The following is a 231-nucleotide window of genomic DNA, read 5'->3' on the forward strand; positions in this document are numbered from 1 at the left end:
AAACAGGAGATGGCGGCTCGGGGAATCGAGCGTATCAACGGCATTCTGCTGGATTTGGGTGTTTCTTCCCCACAGCTGGATGATCCGGAACGTGGCTTCAGCTTTATGCGTGATGGCCCGCTGGATATGCGTATGAATCCGGATGCGGGCATGTCTGCCGCGGAATGGGTGGCCACCACGGACGAAAATGAAATTATCCGGGTCTTGAGAGAATACGGTGAAGAGCGTTTT

1 protein-coding gene is annotated in these 231 nt (G+C 54.1%); it reads left to right on the forward strand.

Going from position 1 to position 231, the window contains the following annotated elements; genetic code table 11:
* A partial coding sequence (mraW, locus tag Q4563_RS23075; protein ID WP_303606210.1) for a 16S rRNA (cytosine(1402)-N(4))-methyltransferase occupies nucleotides 1-231 on the forward strand: 231 nt, incomplete at both ends.

Source organism: Gilvimarinus sp. 1_MG-2023, assembly GCF_030548285.1.